This is a genomic window from uncultured Neptuniibacter sp. (assembly GCF_947498015.1).
In the GTDB taxonomy this organism is placed as follows: domain Bacteria; phylum Pseudomonadota; class Gammaproteobacteria; order Pseudomonadales; family Balneatricaceae; genus Neptuniibacter.
In genome coordinates this window covers 54,457-74,672 of the sequence record NZ_CANMIR010000006.1, presented here as the reverse complement: position 1 = coordinate 74,672, position 20,216 = coordinate 54,457, and the positions used below count along the sequence as shown (strand labels likewise).

The window sequence follows — 20,216 nt, the reverse complement described above, 5'->3', positions numbered from 1 at the left end:
AGCTATTGTGGCGAGGTTGCATCACAACCCCGCCATTTGGTGATCAGTCTCGAACAACCGATACGTCTTCGGCCTGAAGGCCTTTATCACTTTCTCGAACGTGAAAACGAACTTTCTGCCCTTCCGCCAGTGATCGATGACCCCGACCACGGATATTACGGAAGTGAACAAAAACATCATCATCTTCACCACGAGTAATGAATCCGAACCCTTTAGATACGTTGAACCACTTTACAGTACCCTGTTCACGATCATCATTCTCGTCGATATATTCCTCTTCAGCTCCGTTAACAACTGAAGCTTCCGCTTGAGCGTTGTTACCCGACGCGGCAAAGAAAGATGCAGCAAATGTCACAACAAACACAACTGCCAAGGCAGCGATATTAGATAACTCAACTTCAACACCTGCTACCGAACCTAACAGAACAGGAACTAAAATAGCTGCGATAGCACTCACAATCAGACTACGAATCAACTGATTAACCCTCATTTATTTATTGTCAATTATCATATTAAAAGCACTTGTATTGGTGGAAGAATAAAAATTCCCACCAGTGACAGAGGTATATCGAATTTTGTGATTTTTTTCAATAGCTTATATTTATAAACAGATAATAAAGGAACATTCGTTTAATATCCGCCTCTGGTAAACTATGCTAAATCTTATGACAACGGATCAACCGGACGTAGTAATGAACGATCAAGAGCGCATCATTGAGTTGGAATCACGGGTCGCATTTCAGGAGGACACGCTTGAAAAGCTCAACGTGGCGGTCTCTTCACAAGAGATCGAAATTGAACAGTTAAAGCGCATGATCAAGCTGATGAATCAGCAACTCAAGAATCTTACATTAGAGCTTCCCTCTTCAGCACCCGGAGATGAGCCCCCTCCTCCTCACTACTAAGGTACATAACGGATTATGATTTCCCTGTTTGAGCGAAGCTTAAATAACTGCGGGCAACTATTTATCAAATTAGTAACCCGCCCCCAGATCTTAAACCCTCAATATCTGTTCCCTGAAAACGATCAGAATAGCAAGGTTTACTATATTCTGGAGAGCAACAGGCGGAGTCATAAACTGTTACTACGGGGCCTGCTAAAAGATCAGCATCGTACACTCTCAGAGGAACAGCTATTATTCGCAAACTCACAGGGAGAATCCCCTTTACGAGAGGATCTTTCTGAGCTGATTGACGCACAAAAAAGCAATAAGCGCCTGAATATCCAGATCGTTCCTGTAGCGATCTTCCACGGCCGGCTGCCTCACCGGGAAAAATCCTGGCTGAATATCCTTTACGCTGAAACCTGGCATAGGGCAGGCCCCATTGGCAGCGCCTTACAGCTTTTGGTAAATGGGCGGCAGACACTTATTCAGATAGACAAGCCCCTTCAGCTTGCCCCGCTATTATCCGAAGAGATGCCAACGGAAGCGATCTCACGTAAAGCAGCCCTGGTGTTACGTAAACATTTTAATATCCTGCGACAATCGATCATCGGCCCAGACCTTTCTCATCGCCGCACATTAATCACACTGGTGCTTAATAATCCGGCAGTCCAACAGGCGATAGATGAACAGGCGAAATCCACAGGCACCAGTCGACACAAAATTGAGCGTCACTGCACCAAAACACTGGATAAAATTGCGGCAAATTTCAGCCCGACAACCGCACGACTCATTGATCCTGTGCTGAACTGGCTCTGGAGCAGGCTCTACGACCAGGTGCGAATCCACAACCTCGACGCAGTTAAACAGATCACCAAGAGTCATCAGGTTATCTACCTCCCCTGCCACCGCAGCCATATGGACTACCTCTTACTGTCCTGGGCTCTGTACCGCCAGGGACTCATGATTCCGCACGTTGCAGCCGGGGAGAACCTGAACATTCCTGTGATCGGCCCTATTCTGAAACGTGGCGGTGCCATTTTTATGCGGAGGAGGTTTCAGGGCGACCCACTCTATGCCTGCCTCTATAAAACCTATCTTGAGCAGATGACGCATAGAGGGCACTCATTAGAATATTTCATTGAGGGCGGGCGAAGTCGTACCGGACGATTACTACCGGCCAAGACCGGACTACTTTCGATGAGTATTGAATCCTTCCGTGAGGGCAGCCCTAAACCTATAGCACTTATCCCTATCTGGATCGGTTACGACCGATTAGTTGAGAGCAAAAGCTACCAGCAAGAACTTTCTGGCACAAAGAAGAGAGCAGAATCAACCAAGAGCTTTCTGGCTTCCCTCAATATTATTAATCAAAAGTTCGGCTCCACTCTCCTCAGCTTTGGAGATCCCCTTCTGTTGGAAGAACTGACTGATCCGCAAAGGCCATTGCATGAGGATGTAATCCAGATAGCACAAAACGTGATGAGCGGTATCAATAAAGCAAGCGGGATTACCCAAAGCAGCCTTCTCGCCACCTGTTTATTGGGGGGCAGCCAGTTGCAATCGATGGTCGAACTCAGTGATCAGAGTAACCGCCTCCTGAGACTACTGCAGAGTACGCACCCCGACGCAGGATTAGTGCCCGAAGGAAAGCCATCTGACTGGATTCAGGAAGCGGGTGCGATGGGCCAACTCTCCGTCAGGATGAATCTGGTAGAAGTGGATCAGGCCCAGGCTCAGGAGCTATGTTTTTACAGGAATAATATTCAGCACATGCTTATTCTGCCGGCAATGTATCTGTTACTTGCCCACCGTTTAGAGAGCAAAAAAACACAAACTATCAACCGCAATCTCCGGCTTATCTACCCATTTCTGAAAGCGGAGTTGTTTCTGCCCTACCAAGAGAGCTCCCTGACAGAAAACCTACGGCATATACGCGAGTCTCTGGTCAGTCACAATCTCCTTGAATCGACTGGCTCACAGAGCTGGAAAACTACCAACAACCGCCTCGTTAACACGTTGATCATGACCGCTGAGCCGATTTTGCTCAGGTACTATATCGTCTTAAGAGTATTAGCTCGTCATGAGGAGGTCGGCCAGAATGACCTGATCGCTATCAGTCAACAGTTAGCAGAACAGATCCATCGCGAGTATGGCTATTCAACTCCGGAGTATAAAGATGAACGAGTGCTGGATTCGTTTATCACTCAGCTAGAGACACTGGGATTCATTCACAGCATCGATAAGCGAATTCACTGCAGCTTCGATTACACCGCCATGTTCAAGCAGGCAGAAAAGATATTACGCCCCCACATGATTACTTTAATCGATCAGAAACTACAGCGAGTGTGAGGTCAGGCCTCAAGTTTCTTAAGGGGATAGACATCATAGCGACTGGATTTACCCTCAAATTGTAAAGAGGGCTTACGCTCGGCGAGGAATGGCGCTTTGCGCGGGCGTTTAACAACCACCCGGTTTTCTGCAATAGATAATGCAGCATCAAGTAGTTGATCAGCATCCAGATCATCACCGACCACCGGGCGAAAAGCACGCATCTCTTTTTTTACCAGAGCACTCTTGTCGTTATGAGGAAACATTGGATCCAGATATACAACCGGGTATCTCTCTCCTCTTTCAGCCTGCTGCAACATCCACTCAATACTGTTGGCTTGAACCAGAGTCATGCGTTGAACTATATCAGAAACTTCCTCTACCTGAGCCGCCCGCTCAAGCCCATCCTGTAGCAGTGCATGAACTATGGGTGAACGCTCAAGCAGTGTCATTTCGCATCCCAGCGAGGCAAGAACAAAGGCATCTTTACCTAAACCAGCGGTCGCATCCAGCACACTAGGTTTAATACCTCCTTTCATACCTATCGCCTTGGCGATCATCTGCCCCTTTCCACCACCATATTGGCGACGATGGGCTACCGCCCCGGAGATAAAATCAACATAGGTCGGTCCGGGTGCTTTTTTCCCGCACGGTTGCAGACGGATACCATCCTCAGATACTTCAATAACAAGAGCGTAACACTGAGCTTGCGAGACGGGCTGGAGCGGAAGCTCCAGACGACCTGCCAACAGAGCAGCCTGATCAGTGACTGAGTCATCCATTGCCACAACCGCAATAAGTGTGCTTTCAGACGTATTATCTGGACCTGACATACATGAAATCTCTATAGATCACTGAGCGGCTGTAAACCAAATTCCCAGTAGAAAAACACCTAACAACAGACGATAGATAACAAAAGGCTGCATACCAATTTTATCCAGCCATTTCAGAAACAGGTGAATGCAACTGTAAGCACTGATCCCCGCAATGACAGTACCCAATGCCACCATTGTCCAAGGCGCGCTATCTCCCAAGGAGATAAGATCGAGTGTTTTAATCAGGCCAGCTCCAAGAATGACCGGCACTGAGAGCAGAAAAGAGAAACGTGCAGCCGATTGCCGATCCAACCCCAGCATCAACGCTGCTGTTATCGTTATCCCGCTTCTGGAGGTCCCTGGAATAAGAGCCATCGCCTGAGCACAGCCAATAACCAGTGCATCTTTAAAGTTTAGGGTGCCTAAATTGCGCTCCTCCCTTCGAAACAGATCAGCCCAACAGAGTAGCGCACCAAAAATCAGCGTTGTCCCGGCTATGACTAAAATAGAACGTAGGTTCTGATCGATAAACTCATTTAGCAGAAAGCCGGTTATCAGGGCCGGGATCGTAGCCAGAACCCCCAACCATGCCAGTTTGGAATCCTGTGAGTGTTGGCCTGACGTACTTTTGCACCATGCGCTAAACAATTGAGCAAGGTCATGACGAAAAAACAGCACCACCGCCAGCAAGGTACCTACATGCACCCCGACATCAAATGCCAAGCCCTGATCGGGCCAGCCCAATAGCTGAGAGGGCAAAATAAGGTGTGCGGAGCTACTGATTGGAAGAAATTCCGTCAATCCCTGAAGCAAGGCCAGAATAATGACCTGAAATAGTTCCATCTACTGCTGATCCTTTTTCTTCCAGGCCACTTCATCTCTCAGATACACCGGCAAAGCTTGTTCTGCACTAACTCCGCCACTGAGCAAAAACTCATCCTGTGCAATCTTTAACATCACTGCGGCAGAGGGGTAATAGAGTTCAGATGCCACTTCGAGCCGTAGCCTGATATCTGAAGGCATATCCTCCAGATAGCGCCAGCCACTTCCCACAGCAAAATAGCGTTCTCCCGCTAATTCCAATTCAGAAGGCGCACAGACCTTCTCTTCCAACTCTCTTACCAGTTTACCCGCGGGGAAGGTGTAGCTAGCTACGTAGATCTCATCCATTCTGGCATCCAGTGCCGCAACAACAGATTCCGCGCCCTGCTTCTCCATAGCGGCCAGCGCTAATGCATCCAACGTTGATATCGGCAACACAGGCAGATCCGCCGCATAGGCCAACCCCTGAGTCACGCCCGTCGCAATTCTTATTCCGGCAAATGAGCCCGGGCCACGGCCAAAAGCGATCGCATCCAGCTGGGAAACAGTAACACCAGATTCAGCCAGCAACTGCTCAACCATTGGCAGTAGCTGCTGTGTATGCTGGCGCGGAATGATACGAAAATCCTCTCGAATCTCCCCATCTACACAAAGCGCAACAGAGCAGGCATCAGTTGAGGTATCGAGGGCCAGAATTTTGGTCATTAATCAGATCGCTTAAATCAATAAATAGTTACATGCCAGTCTATGCAAAGGCACAGGCTGGGCATTCTACCTCTGAGGCGGCATGATTTCATCTAAATCAACGCATCACCCCAGCGAGGTAACAGCGACTGTTCGATATCAAGCTGATTCAGTATCCTTGCAACAACGAAATCAACCATCTCTTCCACCGTTTCAGGACGGTTATAGAACCCGGGACTGGCCGGAATGATCACACTCCCCATACGGGTCAGTTTCAACATATGCTCCAGATGGATCTCTGAATAGGGAGCTTCCCGCGGCACTAATATCAGCTGCCTTCGCTCTTTAAGAGCAACATCCGCTGCCCTCTCAATCAGATTATTACTTGCACCTGTGGCAACAGCGGATAAGGTACCTGTACTGCAGGGACAGACCACCATTTTAGTGGGTGCACCAGAACCCGAAGCGACCGGAGCCATCCACTGCTCTCGTCCGAAAACTTTTATCTGATGCGGTTTTGCTGAAAAGTGTTCAATTAAAAACTTCTCCTGCTCAGAGGGTGTGCCTGGTATCTTCAGATCCGTTTCTGTATTGATCACCACCTGTGCAGCCCTGGATATCATCACAAATACCTGCCTATCGGCTGCCAGCAGGCATTGTAATAACCGCAGACCATATTGCACGCCTGAGGCACCGGTGATCGCTAAGCTAATTCGTTCTTGCACGCTTGGGCCTACTTAATACTGGAAAGTTGTGTTAGATCGATTAAATACGGCTCTCTTTGAGCTTTTCAATCAAACGATGATGAACCCCCTCAAAGCCGCCATTACTCATAATAACCACATGACAAGCTGAGGTAAGCGTCTGATCTAACTCCTCGATCAGCGCCTCTGTATCAGAATAGACCATCGCGGGAATCGGGCTATCATCTGCCACACTCTGCAGCGACCAGTCCATTCCCTCTGGCTGATACCAATACACATGATCCGCTTCGCGAACAGATTGCGCTAATAAAGCCTGATGCGTACCTAGTCGCATGGTATTTGAACGAGGCTCGATAACCGCTATCACCGGCTCATCTCCGACCTGAGCCCGGATACCCTGCAATGTCGTTTCAATCGCAGTCGGGTGATGAGCAAAATCATCATAAACATGAATACCTGCAACTGTATCTAAAAGCTCCATACGACGTTTAACACCACCAAAAGCGTTCAGCGCCTCTATTGCGTGGACAGGTCTGACCCCCACATGCCTGGATGCAGCGATCGCAGCCAACCCGTTCTTAACATTATGCTTTCCGGTCATCCCCCAACTCACATACCCCTGTAGCTCTCCCTGGAACCAGACTTCATACTGTCTACCATCTTCCTGAATAAGAGATGCTTGCCAATCGCCACAATTCTGATCGATAGCAGTCCGAGAGATCTCTGACCAGACCCCCATCTCTACCACCTCATCCAGAGCGCGCTCTCCCTGTGGATAAATAATCTGGCCGGTCTGCGGTACGATTCTGACCACATGATGAAACTGACGCTGAATCGCGGCCAGATCAGGAAAGATATCCGCATGATCATATTCAAGGTTATTCATAATCAGTGTGCGTGGATGGTAATGAACAAACTTAGAGCGCTTATCAAAAAAGGCCGTATCATACTCGTCAGCTTCGATCACAAAGAATGGCGACTCCCCTACCCTTGCTGAAACGCCAAAATCAAGGGGAACACCGCCGATCAGAAACCCCGGCTGCATACCGGTATGATCCAATATCCAGGCTAACATCGTTGAGGTTGTCGTTTTCCCGTGAGTGCCGGCCACTGCCAGAACCCATTTATCATGTAACAGATGATCAGACAGCCACTGCGGACCTGAGGTATATTTCAGGCCTTTATTCAGGACATATTCCACAGCGGGGTTTCCACGTGACATCGCATTGCCGATGACCACCAGATCAGGCTCTGGGGAAAACTGCTCAACATCATATCCCTGAATTAATTCAATCCCCTGCGCTTCCAGCTGAGTACTCATGGGCGGATAAACATTTTTATCAGACCCTGTCACCTTATGCCCTAACTGCTTCGCCAGAATAGCAAGCGACCCCATAAAGGTCCCACAGATCCCAAGTATATGAATATGCACCAAATAAACTCCTCTCCAAAGCAGGCCACATCATAGCAGTTTTACCAGATGAGTGAGCGCTTCAATCGAATACGGTAGCACCCATCATTTAGGGGGTACGATTTTTAGCCACAACCAATGCAATTCACATAAGTTTCACGTAAAATTCACGCCCAACTTTCCAACCACTCTATTTGAGAGAAAATACAAGAATGCTTCTGCTGAGCCAGTTCCTGAAACAACAGGAAACCGAAGACACACTCGTCGATTTGATTGGCACTTTAATGCTTGCCTGTAAGGAAGTTGCGATCCAGCTTCGTGAAGGTGAATTAGCTGGAGTTCTGGGGTCAACCGATAACACCAATGTTCAGGGCGAGACCCAGAAAAAGATGGATGTTATCGCTAATGACCTTCTGAAAAAGTTCTTACTCGATAACCCACTTGTAGCTGGGTTAGCGTCTGAAGAGGAAGATCACCCAGTTGGTGGAAATCCAGAAGGCAAATATCTGGTTATTTTTGATCCACTTGATGGATCCTCCAATATCGACATCAACGTTTCTGTCGGCACTATTTTCTCTATTCTGGAACTGCCTGAAGGCATGGACCCCAGCAAAGATGAAGCTTATCTCCAGTGCGGCCGAAAACAGATCGCAGCAGGCTATGTACTCTACGGGCAATCATCCGTTCTGGCACTGACCACTGGCAGCGGTGTTAACTTCTTTACATTGGCTCATACGGGTGACTTTATACTGACCCGTGAGCAGATCAGCATCCCGACGGATACAAAAGAGTTTGCAATCAACATGTCCAACCATCGCTTCTGGGAAGATGAGATGCGCAACTATGTAGGCGATCTTCTCCAGGGCAGCGAAGGAGTTCGCGAGAAGAATTACAACATGCGCTGGATCGCTTCGATGGTTGCTGAGGTACATCGCGTTCTTACTCGCGGCGGCATATTCAGCTACCCATGGGACAGCCGTGATTCAAGCAAACCGGGGAAACTTCGTCTGATGTACGAAGGCAACCCAATGAGCATGCTGATTGAACAGGCAGGTGGTATCTCAAGCACCTGCTATAAAAACATCCTGGACCTGGAGCCACAGCATATCCATCAGCGCTGCTCTGTAGCACTGGGCTCTAAGAATGAAGTTGAAACGCTAATCACGTACCACTCTGAATCCAGTGATGGTCGCGCTGCACAACTGAACACTTAATTATCAGTTTCAGCTTTAAGTAGTATTCATTACAGACAAAGTCTGAGACATAATCCTCAGACTTTGGATATAACCTTTTAAAAAACTGCTTACAGGAAGACAAACATGGGCTTCGCACAAGTACCAGCGGGTAAAGACCTGCCAAACGATCTGTACGTAATCATTGAAATTCCGGCGGAAAGCTCTCCGGTAAAATATGAGATCGAGAAAGAAGAAGACGCGATCTTTGTAGACCGTTTCATGGCTGCACCAATGTTCTACCCAGCGAACTACGGTTATATCAACAACACTCTCGCTGACGATGGCGATGCACTGGATGTACTGGTACTAACGCCTTACCCTGTGATTGCTGGCTCTGTTATTCGCTGCCGCCCAGTTGGCGTTCTGAATATGACAGATGAAGCAGGTGAAGATGCTAAACTGGTTGCTGTACCGCATGACAAGTTAACTAAAGCGTACCGTGACGTAAACGATATCGAAGATCTTCCACAGCTTGAACTGGATCGTATTAAACACTTCTTCGAAAACTACAAAGGCCTTGAAGAGGGCAAATGGGTTAAAGTTGAAGGCTGGGGCAATGCAGCTGCTGCAAAAGAAGCAATTGTTGCTGGCGTCAAAGCATACGAAGAAGCTAAATAACGACTCCCCGTTAATGGCTTCAAAAACCTCGCCAAGGCGGGGTTTTTTTATATCTTTTTTTTGCCTGTCCCACTTCCTACATGAGACAAAACAGATATACTTAATCCAGCTGTCTCAGGAAATTTTTCAACAGAGGTGGACGAATGATCCTTCGCAAACTACTGATCACTATTTTTACATTCCTGATCTCAAGCACAGCAATAGCAGACCCAAACAGCTTGCTTGTGCAGAAATACCTTAACTCCTTTGCCAGCAGAGATGCACAGGGGTTGTATAAACTTATCAACTGGGAAGGGGTCGATCGGGAATCACGCCGTTCACTACAAAAGTTCATCAAATCCGGCTTTAAAGGCCGCCAGATCAGACGCATCTACATTGAACCTATACATGGGGATATCACGCCCTCTTACGTTCAGGATGGAAAAACTTATCAGTTAAACCTGAAGCCCTCTGGCAAGCTGAATATTGTCTATATCAGTAACAAAGGAAAAAGAACAACCACTCAGCTATTTGTTGGCGATCATAAAGGTCAGCTTATGATTGGTAGCGCGGTAGTTGCACCAGGATCTCTGGCATGCAATTCGAAGGATACTAACAAAAAATCTTGCTAGAAACCGCCCGGCTGCTGCACTGCAGCAGCCATCACCTAGCCCCTCTCATACGTGAAAATATTTCTTTTGCGCTTCCTTCTGGAAATATTAGAATCAATATCAAAATAATAAACAGGACCACGTATGGCTGAAGTCATTATTTTAGCGATAAGCATTCCGCTACTTATCATCTGGATCCTTAGCTTGCGCAAGCCCGAGGGGACAGAGGAGCAGAACTAACGCCCCACCGCATCCAGCTACAAACTATTCAGTGGGATAGCTCTTCAAAAAGCTCGATAAATTGTAGTGTGAGCTTGTGTTTAGGCGCCATATGAATCAGCGGGCAGGTATCATCGTGAGATTCTTTCATTTTCACGGATGATGAAATTTTAGACTCCAGCACCGGAAGGTCGTCATCCAATAGCTCCTGCACAATTCTTTTCGGCAAACTTGCTCTTGGTTGATACTGATTCACCACGATCCCCTCCACCTGAAGGTTTTCGTTATGGTCTTCACGCGTTTCATGAACATTAGCCAACAAACTGTAGAGCGCCTGACGCGCAAACTCATCACAATCAAACGGTATTAGACAACGTTCCGCAGCAACCAGTGCCGAAAGGGTGAAAAAGTTGAACGCCGGCGGTGTATCGATATACACCACATCATAAGTATCACTGAGTTTTTCCAGAGCATCTCTCAATTTATAGATCTTATGCTTGGATTCTAGCTTTGACTGCAGATCACCTAGCTCTGCATTTGCAGGTAACAGATCAAGATTTTCATAGGTTGTCTGGTGGATAAAATGTTCTGGTCCGTTGGGTTTCAACTGGAAAGTGAGGGTCTGCTCAAAGAAATCACGAATATCTGGAGTAACCTCCTGATAGTTTTCTCCCAACAGATAGTGGCTGGAGTTGCATTGCGGGTCCAGATCAACAACCAAAGTCCGCTTACCCCGAGCGGCACTAATCGCTGCCAGGTTAATCGCGATACTGGATTTCCCAACACCACCCTTCTGATTAAACACAACACGCTTGATCATCAACATTTCCCTTAACAGCAAAAAAAACCGTATTACCGCATTGCAATATCCATAAATCAGAGCCAAACGTCAATAATACTGTAGCTAACTGCTCTCAAATATAGCCGAAAGAATCAATATTAGATTAACCTAATTTAATTTAGCAGCATTTATTCATAGCAAATTCATTCTTAGTAGGGATTTAGAAGGTAATTTCGGCAAAAATGTGGCAAAACATCAAAAACTTGCTAACTTGTAGACAACCCAACAAGACTACGGCAAACTATGCTGGCTAATTATGTAGTTCTACCTGAGTCCAGGAAATAGTAATGGCAAAAATCCTGCTTTTAAACGGCCCCAACTTAAATCTTCTCGGTAAGCGCGAACCTGAAGTTTATGGACGCGAGACCCTGAACGATATTTGCCAGGACTTAATCACCAAGGCTCACGGTATGGGCCATGAACTACTTCATTGTCAAAGCAACCGTGAATACATCCTGATTGAACGCATTCATCAAGCCCAGGATGAAAACGTAGACTTTATTATTATCAACCCCGCAGCGTTCACGCACACCAGTGTAGCTATTCGTGATGCGTTACTGGGGGTCGATATACCTTTTATTGAAGTTCACCTTTCTAACGTGCATGCACGGGAGAAGTTCAGGCACCACTCCTTCCTTTCAGATATCGCAGTTGGCGTAATCTGTGGTTGCGGTGCCCAAGGGTACGAATTTGCCTTGCAAGCGGCTAATTTGCGGCTCGCAAAATAACAATTTTTTACTGATAGTTAGAGAGACATAGATCAGAATGGACATTCGTAAAGTCAAGAAACTGATTGAGCTGTTGGAAGAATCCAACATCAACGAAATTGAAATTAAAGAGGGCGAAGAGTCTGTACGCATCAGCCGTGGCGCAAATGTTGTCGCTGCCCCTGTTGCGGCTCCTGTAGCACAGGCAGCTCCTGTTGCAGCAGCAGCGGCACCAGCAGCAGAGCCTGAAGCACCTAAGTTCACTGGCCATGTTGTTAAATCGCCAATGGTTGGTACCTTCTACAGCTCACCATCCCCAAGCTCTCCTGCTTTTGTTGAGGTAGGACAGACTGTTAAAGCTGGTGACGTACTTTGCATTGTCGAAGCGATGAAGATGATGAACCAGATCGAAGCTGACAAGTCAGGTGTAGTTGAAGCAATTCTGGCAGAAGATGGTCAGCCTGTTGAATTTGATCAACCTCTGGTCACTATCGTTTAAGCCTTTAACGCATAAGCAAGGATCTCCATTCGATGCTCGATAAAGTAGTCATTGCTAACCGAGGTGAAATAGCACTGCGCATTCTGCGCGCGTGTAAAGAGCTGGATATAAAAACTGTTGCTATCCACTCCACAGCAGATCGCGATCTGATGCACGTACGTCTCGCGGATGAAGCTGTATGTATTGGCCCGGCGCCATCACCTCAAAGTTATCTGAACGTCCCTTCAATTATCAGTGCAGCTGAAGTCACTGATGCTGTTGGTATTCACCCAGGCTATGGTTTCCTGGCTGAAAATGCTGACTTTGCAGAACAGGTTGAACGCTCAGGATTTACATTTATAGGCCCAAAAGCTGAAACCATCCGCCTTATGGGTGATAAAGTTTCCGCCATTGAAGCCATGAAGAAAGCCGGTGTACCTACAGTACCAGGCTCAGATGGTGCACTGTCTGATGACAGCGACGAGATTCGCGCCATTGCCAAACGTATTGGTTACCCTGTAATCATCAAAGCTGCTGCTGGCGGTGGTGGACGAGGCATGCGCGTCGTGCACTCTGAAGCGTCTCTTATTAACTCTATCCATGTAACCCAATCTGAAGCAGCAGCTGCTTTTGGTGACGATACTGTTTACATGGAGAAATTCCTCGAGAACCCGCGCCACGTAGAAGTGCAGGTTCTGGCGGATGGCCAGGGTAATGCAATACACCTGTATGATCGCGACTGCTCAATGCAGCGTCGTCATCAGAAAGTCGTTGAGGAAGCGCCAGCACCTCATCTCGACCAGGATGCACGCGCTCAGGTTCTACAAGCATGCGTTGATGCATGTATCGAAATTGGCTACCGTGGCGCTGGTACATTTGAATTCCTATACGAGAATGGCGGGTTCTATTTCATCGAAATGAACACTCGCGTTCAGGTAGAGCACCCTGTAACAGAGATGATTACAGGTGTTGATATCGTTAAAGAACAGCTACGTATAGCATCCGGTTTACCCCTGTCGCTGAAACAGGAAGACATTAAGGTTCAAGGCCACTCGTTTGAGTGCCGTATTAATGCAGAAGACCCTAAGACATTCCTTCCAAGCCCAGGCACGATCAAACATTTTCATGCTCCGGGTGGCAACGGCATCCGCGTGGATTCACATCTGTATAATGGCTATACAGTACCCCCTCACTATGACTCACTGATTGCCAAACTGATCAGTTATGGTGAAGATCGAGAGATCGCCATGCGTCGCATGAATATCGCACTGGACGAGATGCTCGTGGATGGTATCCGCAGCAATATCCCGCTTCAGCAGGACATAATGAATGACGCCAAATTCCAAGAAGGCGGAGTCAACATTCATTACCTCGAGAAAAAACTGGGCCTGTAAGTGCTCTGACCATTCTCAAAAACCCGCTCTCAGCGGGTTTTTTTATGCACAGACGAAATTCAAACTGTTCATCGGTATATTTATCACCGATACTATTATCCGCTTTACTCACAGATACGGATAATACGAATGCCTTGGCTGCAGATTAAAATCAGAACTACGCCCGATCACTCTGAAGCTTATGAAGACCTACTTCTAAGTGCCGGTTGCGCAGCAGTGACCTTTGAAGATTCTGAAGACCAGCCCATCTTCGAACCCGATCTCGGAACGACCCCACTTTGGAGTAACACAACCATTACCGGCCTGTTTGCAGCTGAACACAACCTTGAAGATACGCTAAGCTACCTCAAACAGGGCCATGAACAACTTTATCCAGGGATGCCAATTCCTACGATCAAAGCGGAAATTCTTGAAGATAAGGACTGGGAACGGGAGTGGATGGATAACTACCACCCCATGCAATTTGGTAACAGACTTTGGGTCTGCCCCAGCTGGCGGGAGGCACCCGACCCTGACGCAGTCAATCTTATGCTAGATCCAGGCCTGGCATTCGGCACCGGCACTCACCCTACTACAGCCCTCTGCCTCGAATGGCTAGACTCTCAATCACTTCAGCAGGAGTTCGTAATTGATTACGGATGTGGTTCAGGCATTTTGGGCATAGCCGCTCTGTTGCTCGGTGCAGACCATGCGATAGGTGTAGATATTGACCCTCAGGCTCTTCAGGCCACAAAAGATAACCTTAATCGAAATCAGTTACCTGACGATATCCTGCATGTCTATCTGCCTGAGAACACCCCTGACACCCAAGCCAATACATTGGTGGCCAATATTCTAGCTGGCCCTTTAGTCCAGTTAGCACCTACACTTGAATCATTGGTTAAACCCGGTGGCAAGCTATGCCTATCCGGTTTACTCCAGACTCAGGAAACTGAGATCAGAAACACCTACTCTCAGTGGTTTGATCTTGATCCGGTCGCAGAAAAAGAGGGCTGGATCAGAGTAACAGGGACAAAGCGCACCTAAAAAATGCAGGATAGCAGCATAGTTACACAGTGCCCGGGATGTTCAACAAAATTCCGTGTGACACAGGGGCAACTGAAGATAGCGAATGGACAGGTACGTTGTGGTGCCTGTCTGGTTGTTTTTGCCGCAGCAGACTACACACAGAGCTTCCCCCTCAGCACACCTGAGTCAGGTGTACACGAATCTTTACATCAGCACGAGTACGCTGATACAGAGTTGAGTGAAGAGCTATCACCATTCAACTCACCAGAAACAGAAACAGAAACAGAAACAGAAACAGAAACAGAAACAGAAACAGAAACAGAAACAGAAACAGAAACAGAAATTCTCTCTGGATTAGAGGCGCCTGCACAACCCCAGCAACCATCAGTCGCTGAAAAATCAAGCATTCCCGACCTGATCAAGACAACGCCTAATCCCTCTCAGGATATACCGACGCTCTCAATTCAGGTCGAGCCCGTTACCCTTAGTTCTGGAAAGTCATCATCCAAAAAGAGCTCAGGGGCCTGGTTCCTAGGATGCCTCATCGCTCTTAGCACACTGTTTGCACAACATCTCTGGTTTAATCGTGGAGAGCTTTACTGGACCTCAACTTACCAGCCAGTGTATCAATTGACCTGTAAATATATTAATTGCGCTCTACCGGTTAAAAGTGATCTTGATCAGATCATCAATCAAAGCCTCCTGATTAGGCCACATAGCGAAATCCCAGGTGCCATCACAGTGGACTTGGTTCTGGTTAATCAGGCTGTTTTTAATCAGCCCTACCCCGCACTTGCCATCTCCTTTTCAGATCTGAAAGGTCGACCAGTTGCATCACGGGTTTTACAACCTGAAACATACTTGGATCAGAATGTTGTCAATATCCGATCGATGCCCTCAAATCAGCCTATCCAGGTTTCAATCGACCTGATGTCCCCCGGCTCTCGCGGAGTCAGTTATGCACTTGAACTGCTAGCGCCGGCGCTATAAAAAATCAAGGTCAATTGCTCAAAAAATCATCAAAAAAGTCCTTGGAGAGCGCATCGCTAAGGAGTATGATTGTTCGCCTCCCTGATTATCATTGATACAGTGTCATTCGTGACGCTGCGGGTATTTTTTAACTATTTTTAAGGCGCAACATGTTCCAGATTGGTCCATACACCATTGACAGTCAGGTTATTCTGGCACCAATGGCAGGCGTAACCGACCGGCCTTTCCGGCAGTTATGCAAACGTATGGGAGCAGGTCTGGTTGTGTCTGAGATGGTTACCTCCGATACCCGACTGTGGAAATCCCGCAAGTCCAGCTACCGTTTGAATCATACTGGCGAAGCCGAACCCCGCTCAGTCCAGATCGCTGGGGGCGATCCTGACATGATGGCAGAAGCAGCCAGAATGAACGTTCAGCGAGGCGCCCAGATTATTGATATCAATATGGGTTGTCCCGCAAAAAAAGTTTGTAACAAAGCTGCAGGTTCAGCTCTGCTCAAAGATGAACGGTTGGTTAGTGAGATTCTGAACAGTGTTGTTCAGTCTGTCGATGTTCCTGTAACACTTAAAATCCGAACCGGATGGAGTCCGGAGAATCGCAATGGCCTGACGATTGCCCGGATTGCCGAAGATGCAGGAATCATGGCTTTAGCGGTACACGGTCGCACACGTAGCTGTGGGTACAAAGGTGAGGTGGAATATGAAACCATTCGTCGAATTGTCGACTCTGTTTCATTGCCTGTTTTTGCAAATGGTGACATCAATTCTCCCGAAAAAGCACAGACTGTTCTCAATGAAACAGGCTGTTCTGCGGTAATGATAGGACGTGCAGCTCAAGGTCGTCCTTGGTTATTTTCTGAGATTGATCATTTTCTCCGAACAGGTAAAATCCCCCCCCCTCCCTCTCTGGAAGAGATCAGGGAAATTCTGTTAGCACATCTTCAGGAATTACACCGTTTTTACGGTGATTACATGGGTGTTCGTATTGCACGCAAACATGTGAGCTGGTATCTGCAAGATAAGCCCAACGGAAGTAGCTTTCGCAAGCAATTCAATATTATAGAAACAGCAGCAGATCAGGCAGCCGCTATCGAAGGATATTTCGATAATGCTTTAACCGATGGCGTAGCCGCCTAATTAGATTGGATATTTAGTACTGTGGAATACAAAGAAATTAAGCAACCAACTCTCGTTTCCAACCCGGCAGAAGCTACAAATCAGACACTGCGTGATAACGTAGAACAATCTCTGAATAACTATTTCCGTCAGCTTGACGGACAGCCTGTGACTGACGTTTATCAGATGGTTCTTTCAGAAATTGAAGCACCGCTGTTCGAGACAGTGATGACTTACACCAAAGATAACCAGACTAAAGCATCTCAACTGCTTGGGCTTAACCGCGGTACGCTGCGTAAAAAGCTTAAACAGTACGGTTTGCTTTAATCTAAATTTATATTGACTACTCGGAATCCAGAAACAATGGCAGAGAACATCACTCCCGTTCGCCGTGCATTGATCAGCGTATCTGACAAATCAGGTATCGTTGAGTTTGCACAGGCCCTGAACGCTCGCGGCGTTGAGATCCTTTCTACTGGTGGTACTTTCAAGCTACTCAAGGAAAACAATATCCCTGCAGTAGAGGTATCCGATTACACCGGCTTCCCTGAAATGATGGACGGTCGTGTTAAAACCCTGCACCCGAAAGTGCATGGCGGTATTCTGGGTCGTCGCGGTCAGGATGATGGCATCATGACAGAGCATGGCATTCAGCCAATCGACATGGTTGTTGTTAACCTTTATCCGTTTGCAGCAACCATCGCACGCCCTGATTGCGATCTGCCGATGGCTATCGAAAATATCGATATCGGTGGCCCTACTATGGTTCGCTCAGCAGCGAAAAACCATAAAGATGTTGCGATTGTGGTGAATGCCTCTGATTACGACAACATCCTGACTGAACTTGATTCCGAGAATGGACTGACTCACAAAACTCGTTTTGACCTTGCAGTTAAAGCGTTTGAGCACACCGCTGGTTACGACGGCATGATTGCGAACTACCTTGGCGCAATTGTCGAAGGTGAAGAGGAGAAACCTGCTGACTTTCCACGCACCTTCAACACGCAGTTTATCAAAGCACAGGATATGCGCTACGGCGAAAACCCACATCAGCGTGCCGCTTTTTATGTAGAAGCGGAGCCTGCTGAAGCATCAGTTTCTACTGCTCGCCAACTGCAGGGGAAAGCACTTTCATTTAACAATGTTGCAGATACTGATGCAGCACTAGAGTGTGTAAAGTCCTTTAAAGAACCTGCCTGTGTCATTGTGAAACACGCAAACCCATGTGGCGTTTCTGTGGGTGCAGATATTCTGGAAGCTTACAACCGAGCTTTCCAGACAGATCCGACCTCTGCTTTTGGCGGCATCATCGCCTTCAACCAGGAGCTGGATAGCAAAACAGCTCAGGCGATTGTAGATCGTCAGTTTGTTGAGGTTATCATCGCACCTAAGGTGACCCAGGAAGCATCTGATATCGTTGCGACTAAACCGAATGTTCGTTTGCTCGAATGTGGCGACTGGTCAGTAAATCGTGCACACGGTTTTGATTACAAGCGTGTCAATGGAGGCTTGCTTGTTCAGGACCTTGATCTGGGTCGTGTAGATGCATCTGAACTAAAAGTTGTAACTAAGGTTCAGCCAACTGAGCAGGAGATCCGCGATCTGCTATTCTGCTGGGAAGTTGCGAAGTTTGTTAAGTCCAACGCGATTGTATACGCCAAAGATGGTCAGACAATCGGTATCGGTGCAGGTCAGATGAGCCGTGTTTACAGTGCCAAAATTGCAGGTATTAAAGCTGCAGATGAAGGTCTGGAAGTGAAAGGCTCCGTGATGGCATCTGATGCATTCTTCCCATTCCGTGACGGTATCGATTCAGCTGCGGCTGCGGGTATCAAAGCAGTGATCCAGCCAGGCGGTTCCATGCGTGATCAGGAAGTAATTGATGCAGCGGATGAACATGGCATGGCCATGGTCTTCACCGGCATGCGCCACTTCCGTCACTAAGAATTAGATCGCAATAAGCCTGAAAAATGGTTTAGTTTTAAATCAGGCTTATTGCCCAAAACCCCGACTTGTTGGCAACATCAGGTGCGGGGTTTTCTACATAGAAGGATTAAACAATGAACGTACTGATTATTGGTTCTGGCGGCCGTGAACATGCTCTCGCATGGGCAGCAGCTCAAGATGCAAAAGTGAAGCAGATCTTTGTTGCACCGGGAAATGCTGCAACAGCTCAGGAAGATAAGATGCAGAATGTTGCCATCGACGTGATGGACCTGGAAGGCCTGGCTGCATTTGCTAAAGAACAAAGTGTAGACCTAACAATTGTCGGCCCTGAAGCGCCTCTGGTTGCGGGTGTTGTAAACCGTTTCCAGGCCGAAGGGCTTAAAATCTTTGGCCCAACCGAAGGTGCTGCTCAACTGGAAGGCTCCAAGGCTTTCACTAAGGATTTCCTGGCCCGTCAGAAGATCCCAACTGCAGAATATGAAAACTTCACAGAGATCGAGCCAGCACTCGCATACGTGCGAGAGAAGGGCGCCCCGATTGTCGTTAAAGCAGATGGCCTTGCTGCTGGTAAAGGCGTTATCGTTGCGATGACACTGCAGGAAGCAGAAGACGCTATTAAAGATATGCTGGCTGGAAATGCCTTTGGTGATGCAGGCAGTCGAGTTGTGATCGAAGAGTTTCTTGAAGGTGAGGAAGCCTCATACATCGTAATAGTTGATGGCGACAACGTTCTCCCAATGGCTACCAGCCAGGACCACAAACGTGTGGGCGATGGCGATACAGGTCTGAATACCGGTGGCATGGGTGCATACTCCCCCGCTCCGGTTGTGACACCTGAGATCGACCAGCGGATTATGGACGAAGTCATCATGCCAACGGTCAACGGCATGAAAGCGGAAGGGAATGAATACACAGGCTTTCTTTATGCCGGTTTGATGATTCAGGCGGATGGAACCCCTAAAGTTATTGAATATAACTGCCGCTTTGGTGACCCAGAAACGCAGCCGATCATGCTACGCCTGAAATCAAGCCTGGTAGACCTGTGTAACGCCGCTCTTGATAAGAAACTTGATCAGACGACTGCTGATTGGGATGAACGTAAATCTGTAGGTGTTGTGATGGCTGCAGGTGGTTACCCCGGTGATTATGGCAAAGGGGATGTGATTACTTTCCCTGAAACCTGTCCGGAAGGTACTAAAATTTTCCACGCAGGTACTAAGCTGGATGGTGACAATGTCGTCACTGCAGGCGGTCGTGTACTCTGTGTAACTGCACTGGGAGATTCTGTGACAGAAGCTCAACAACGTGCATATGAGCTACTCAAAGAGGTCAACTGGGAAGGCGCATATTACCGCAATGATATCGCGTATCGTGCTATTGCACGTGAACAGAACAGCTAAATAACCATCTCAGAAAAAGCCCT

At 47.5% G+C, this 20,216-nt stretch carries 21 protein-coding genes; 14 read left to right on the top strand and 7 right to left on the bottom strand.

What is annotated here, in order from left to right; translation table 11 throughout:
• Positions 1 to 43: 43 nt before the first annotated feature.
• Positions 44 to 490 carry a cold-shock protein gene (locus tag Q0882_RS09445; protein ID WP_299180679.1) on the bottom strand — a complete coding sequence of 149 codons (447 nt, stop codon included), beginning with the start codon at positions 488 to 490 and terminating at the stop codon, positions 44 to 46.
• A 202-nt stretch (positions 491 to 692) separates the two neighbouring features.
• On the opposite strand from Q0882_RS09445, the gene Q0882_RS09440 reads away from it, so the two are divergent.
• Complete coding sequence (locus Q0882_RS09440) at positions 693 to 905, top strand: SlyX family protein (protein ID WP_299180674.1); 213 nt, start codon at positions 693 to 695, stop codon at positions 903 to 905.
• 15 nt (positions 906 to 920) lie between these two features.
• Positions 921 to 3,236: a glycerol-3-phosphate 1-O-acyltransferase PlsB gene (plsB, locus tag Q0882_RS09435; protein ID WP_299180672.1), complete on the top strand. Its 2,316-nt coding sequence runs from the start codon at positions 921 to 923 to the stop codon at positions 3,234 to 3,236.
• A 2-nt stretch (positions 3,237 to 3,238) separates the two neighbouring features.
• Here the strand turns inward: plsB and Q0882_RS09430 are convergent, their stop codons facing one another.
• The 5 genes from Q0882_RS09430 to mpl form a co-directional block, all read right to left on the bottom strand.
• Positions 3,239 to 4,048 (bottom strand): class I SAM-dependent methyltransferase, encoded by an 810-nt coding sequence (locus tag Q0882_RS09430; protein WP_299180669.1) that lies wholly within the window; start codon positions 4,046 to 4,048, stop codon positions 3,239 to 3,241.
• 18 nt (positions 4,049 to 4,066) lie between these two features.
• Positions 4,067 to 4,873 carry an undecaprenyl-diphosphate phosphatase gene (locus Q0882_RS09425; RefSeq protein ID WP_299180666.1) on the bottom strand — a complete coding sequence of 269 codons (807 nt, stop codon included), beginning with the start codon at positions 4,871 to 4,873 and terminating at the stop codon, positions 4,067 to 4,069.
• Positions 4,874 to 5,557 (bottom strand): tRNA (adenosine(37)-N6)-threonylcarbamoyltransferase complex dimerization subunit type 1 TsaB, encoded by a 684-nt coding sequence (tsaB, locus tag Q0882_RS09420; protein WP_299180663.1) that lies wholly within the window; start codon positions 5,555 to 5,557, stop codon positions 4,874 to 4,876.
• Positions 5,558 to 5,649: 92 nt separating this feature from the next.
• A complete protein-coding gene (locus Q0882_RS09415) occupies positions 5,650 to 6,261 on the bottom strand; it encodes a flavin prenyltransferase UbiX (RefSeq protein WP_299180660.1) in 612 nt (203 codons plus the stop codon).
• Positions 6,262 to 6,301: 40 nt separating this feature from the next.
• Positions 6,302 to 7,672, bottom strand: a complete 1,371-nt coding sequence (gene mpl / locus Q0882_RS09410) for a UDP-N-acetylmuramate:L-alanyl-gamma-D-glutamyl-meso-diaminopimelate ligase (RefSeq protein WP_299180657.1) — start codon at positions 7,670 to 7,672, stop codon at positions 6,302 to 6,304.
• Positions 7,673 to 7,863: 191 nt separating this feature from the next.
• Between mpl and Q0882_RS09405 the strand changes: the two genes are divergently transcribed.
• The 3 genes from Q0882_RS09405 (at position 7,864) to Q0882_RS09395 (ending at position 10,115) form a co-directional block, all read left to right on the top strand.
• Positions 7,864 to 8,865: a class 1 fructose-bisphosphatase gene (locus Q0882_RS09405; protein ID WP_299180654.1), complete on the top strand. Its 1,002-nt coding sequence runs from the start codon at positions 7,864 to 7,866 to the stop codon at positions 8,863 to 8,865.
• Between the two features lie 105 nt (positions 8,866 to 8,970).
• Positions 8,971 to 9,504 carry an inorganic diphosphatase gene (gene ppa, locus Q0882_RS09400; protein WP_299180651.1) on the top strand — a complete coding sequence of 178 codons (534 nt, stop codon included), beginning with the start codon at positions 8,971 to 8,973 and terminating at the stop codon, positions 9,502 to 9,504.
• A gap of 143 nt (positions 9,505 to 9,647) precedes the next feature.
• Positions 9,648 to 10,115, top strand: coding sequence for a hypothetical protein (locus tag Q0882_RS09395; RefSeq protein ID WP_299180648.1), 468 nt, complete (start codon positions 9,648 to 9,650; stop codon positions 10,113 to 10,115).
• A gap of 247 nt (positions 10,116 to 10,362) precedes the next feature.
• Here Q0882_RS09395 and Q0882_RS09390 read toward each other — a convergent pair whose 3' ends face one another.
• The gene (locus Q0882_RS09390) at positions 10,363 to 11,133 is read right to left on the bottom strand and encodes a ParA family protein (protein WP_299180645.1); all 771 of its coding nucleotides are present in this window, start codon (positions 11,131 to 11,133) and stop codon (positions 10,363 to 10,365) included.
• Positions 11,134 to 11,441: 308 nt separating this feature from the next.
• Between Q0882_RS09390 and aroQ the strand changes: the two genes are divergently transcribed.
• The 9 genes from aroQ (at position 11,442) to purD (ending at position 20,193) form a co-directional block, all read left to right on the top strand.
• Positions 11,442 to 11,882: a type II 3-dehydroquinate dehydratase gene (aroQ, locus tag Q0882_RS09385; RefSeq protein WP_299180643.1), complete on the top strand. Its 441-nt coding sequence runs from the start codon at positions 11,442 to 11,444 to the stop codon at positions 11,880 to 11,882.
• A gap of 37 nt (positions 11,883 to 11,919) precedes the next feature.
• Positions 11,920 to 12,360 carry an acetyl-CoA carboxylase biotin carboxyl carrier protein gene (gene accB / locus Q0882_RS09380; protein ID WP_299180641.1) on the top strand — a complete coding sequence of 147 codons (441 nt, stop codon included), beginning with the start codon at positions 11,920 to 11,922 and terminating at the stop codon, positions 12,358 to 12,360.
• Between the two features lie 32 nt (positions 12,361 to 12,392).
• Positions 12,393 to 13,733 carry an acetyl-CoA carboxylase biotin carboxylase subunit gene (gene accC, locus Q0882_RS09375; protein ID WP_299180638.1) on the top strand — a complete coding sequence of 447 codons (1,341 nt, stop codon included), beginning with the start codon at positions 12,393 to 12,395 and terminating at the stop codon, positions 13,731 to 13,733.
• A 129-nt stretch (positions 13,734 to 13,862) separates the two neighbouring features.
• Positions 13,863 to 14,759, top strand: a complete 897-nt coding sequence (gene prmA / locus Q0882_RS09370; RefSeq protein WP_299180635.1) for a 50S ribosomal protein L11 methyltransferase — start codon at positions 13,863 to 13,865, stop codon at positions 14,757 to 14,759.
• A gap of 3 nt (positions 14,760 to 14,762) precedes the next feature.
• The gene (locus tag Q0882_RS09365) at positions 14,763 to 15,731 is read left to right on the top strand and encodes a zinc-ribbon and DUF3426 domain-containing protein (RefSeq protein ID WP_299180633.1); all 969 of its coding nucleotides are present in this window, start codon (positions 14,763 to 14,765) and stop codon (positions 15,729 to 15,731) included.
• Between the two features lie 149 nt (positions 15,732 to 15,880).
• Positions 15,881 to 16,867: a tRNA dihydrouridine synthase DusB gene (dusB, locus tag Q0882_RS09360; protein ID WP_299180631.1), complete on the top strand. Its 987-nt coding sequence runs from the start codon at positions 15,881 to 15,883 to the stop codon at positions 16,865 to 16,867.
• A gap of 21 nt (positions 16,868 to 16,888) precedes the next feature.
• Positions 16,889 to 17,173 carry a DNA-binding transcriptional regulator Fis gene (gene fis / locus Q0882_RS09355; RefSeq protein ID WP_297311576.1) on the top strand — a complete coding sequence of 95 codons (285 nt, stop codon included), beginning with the start codon at positions 16,889 to 16,891 and terminating at the stop codon, positions 17,171 to 17,173.
• A 36-nt stretch (positions 17,174 to 17,209) separates the two neighbouring features.
• Positions 17,210 to 18,790 (top strand): bifunctional phosphoribosylaminoimidazolecarboxamide formyltransferase/IMP cyclohydrolase, encoded by a 1,581-nt coding sequence (gene purH / locus Q0882_RS09350; protein WP_299180627.1) that lies wholly within the window; start codon positions 17,210 to 17,212, stop codon positions 18,788 to 18,790.
• 116 nt (positions 18,791 to 18,906) lie between these two features.
• Entirely contained in the window at positions 18,907 to 20,193 is a 1,287-nt protein-coding gene (purD, locus tag Q0882_RS09345) for a phosphoribosylamine--glycine ligase (protein ID WP_299180624.1), read from the top strand.
• Positions 20,194 to 20,216 lie beyond the last annotated feature (23 nt).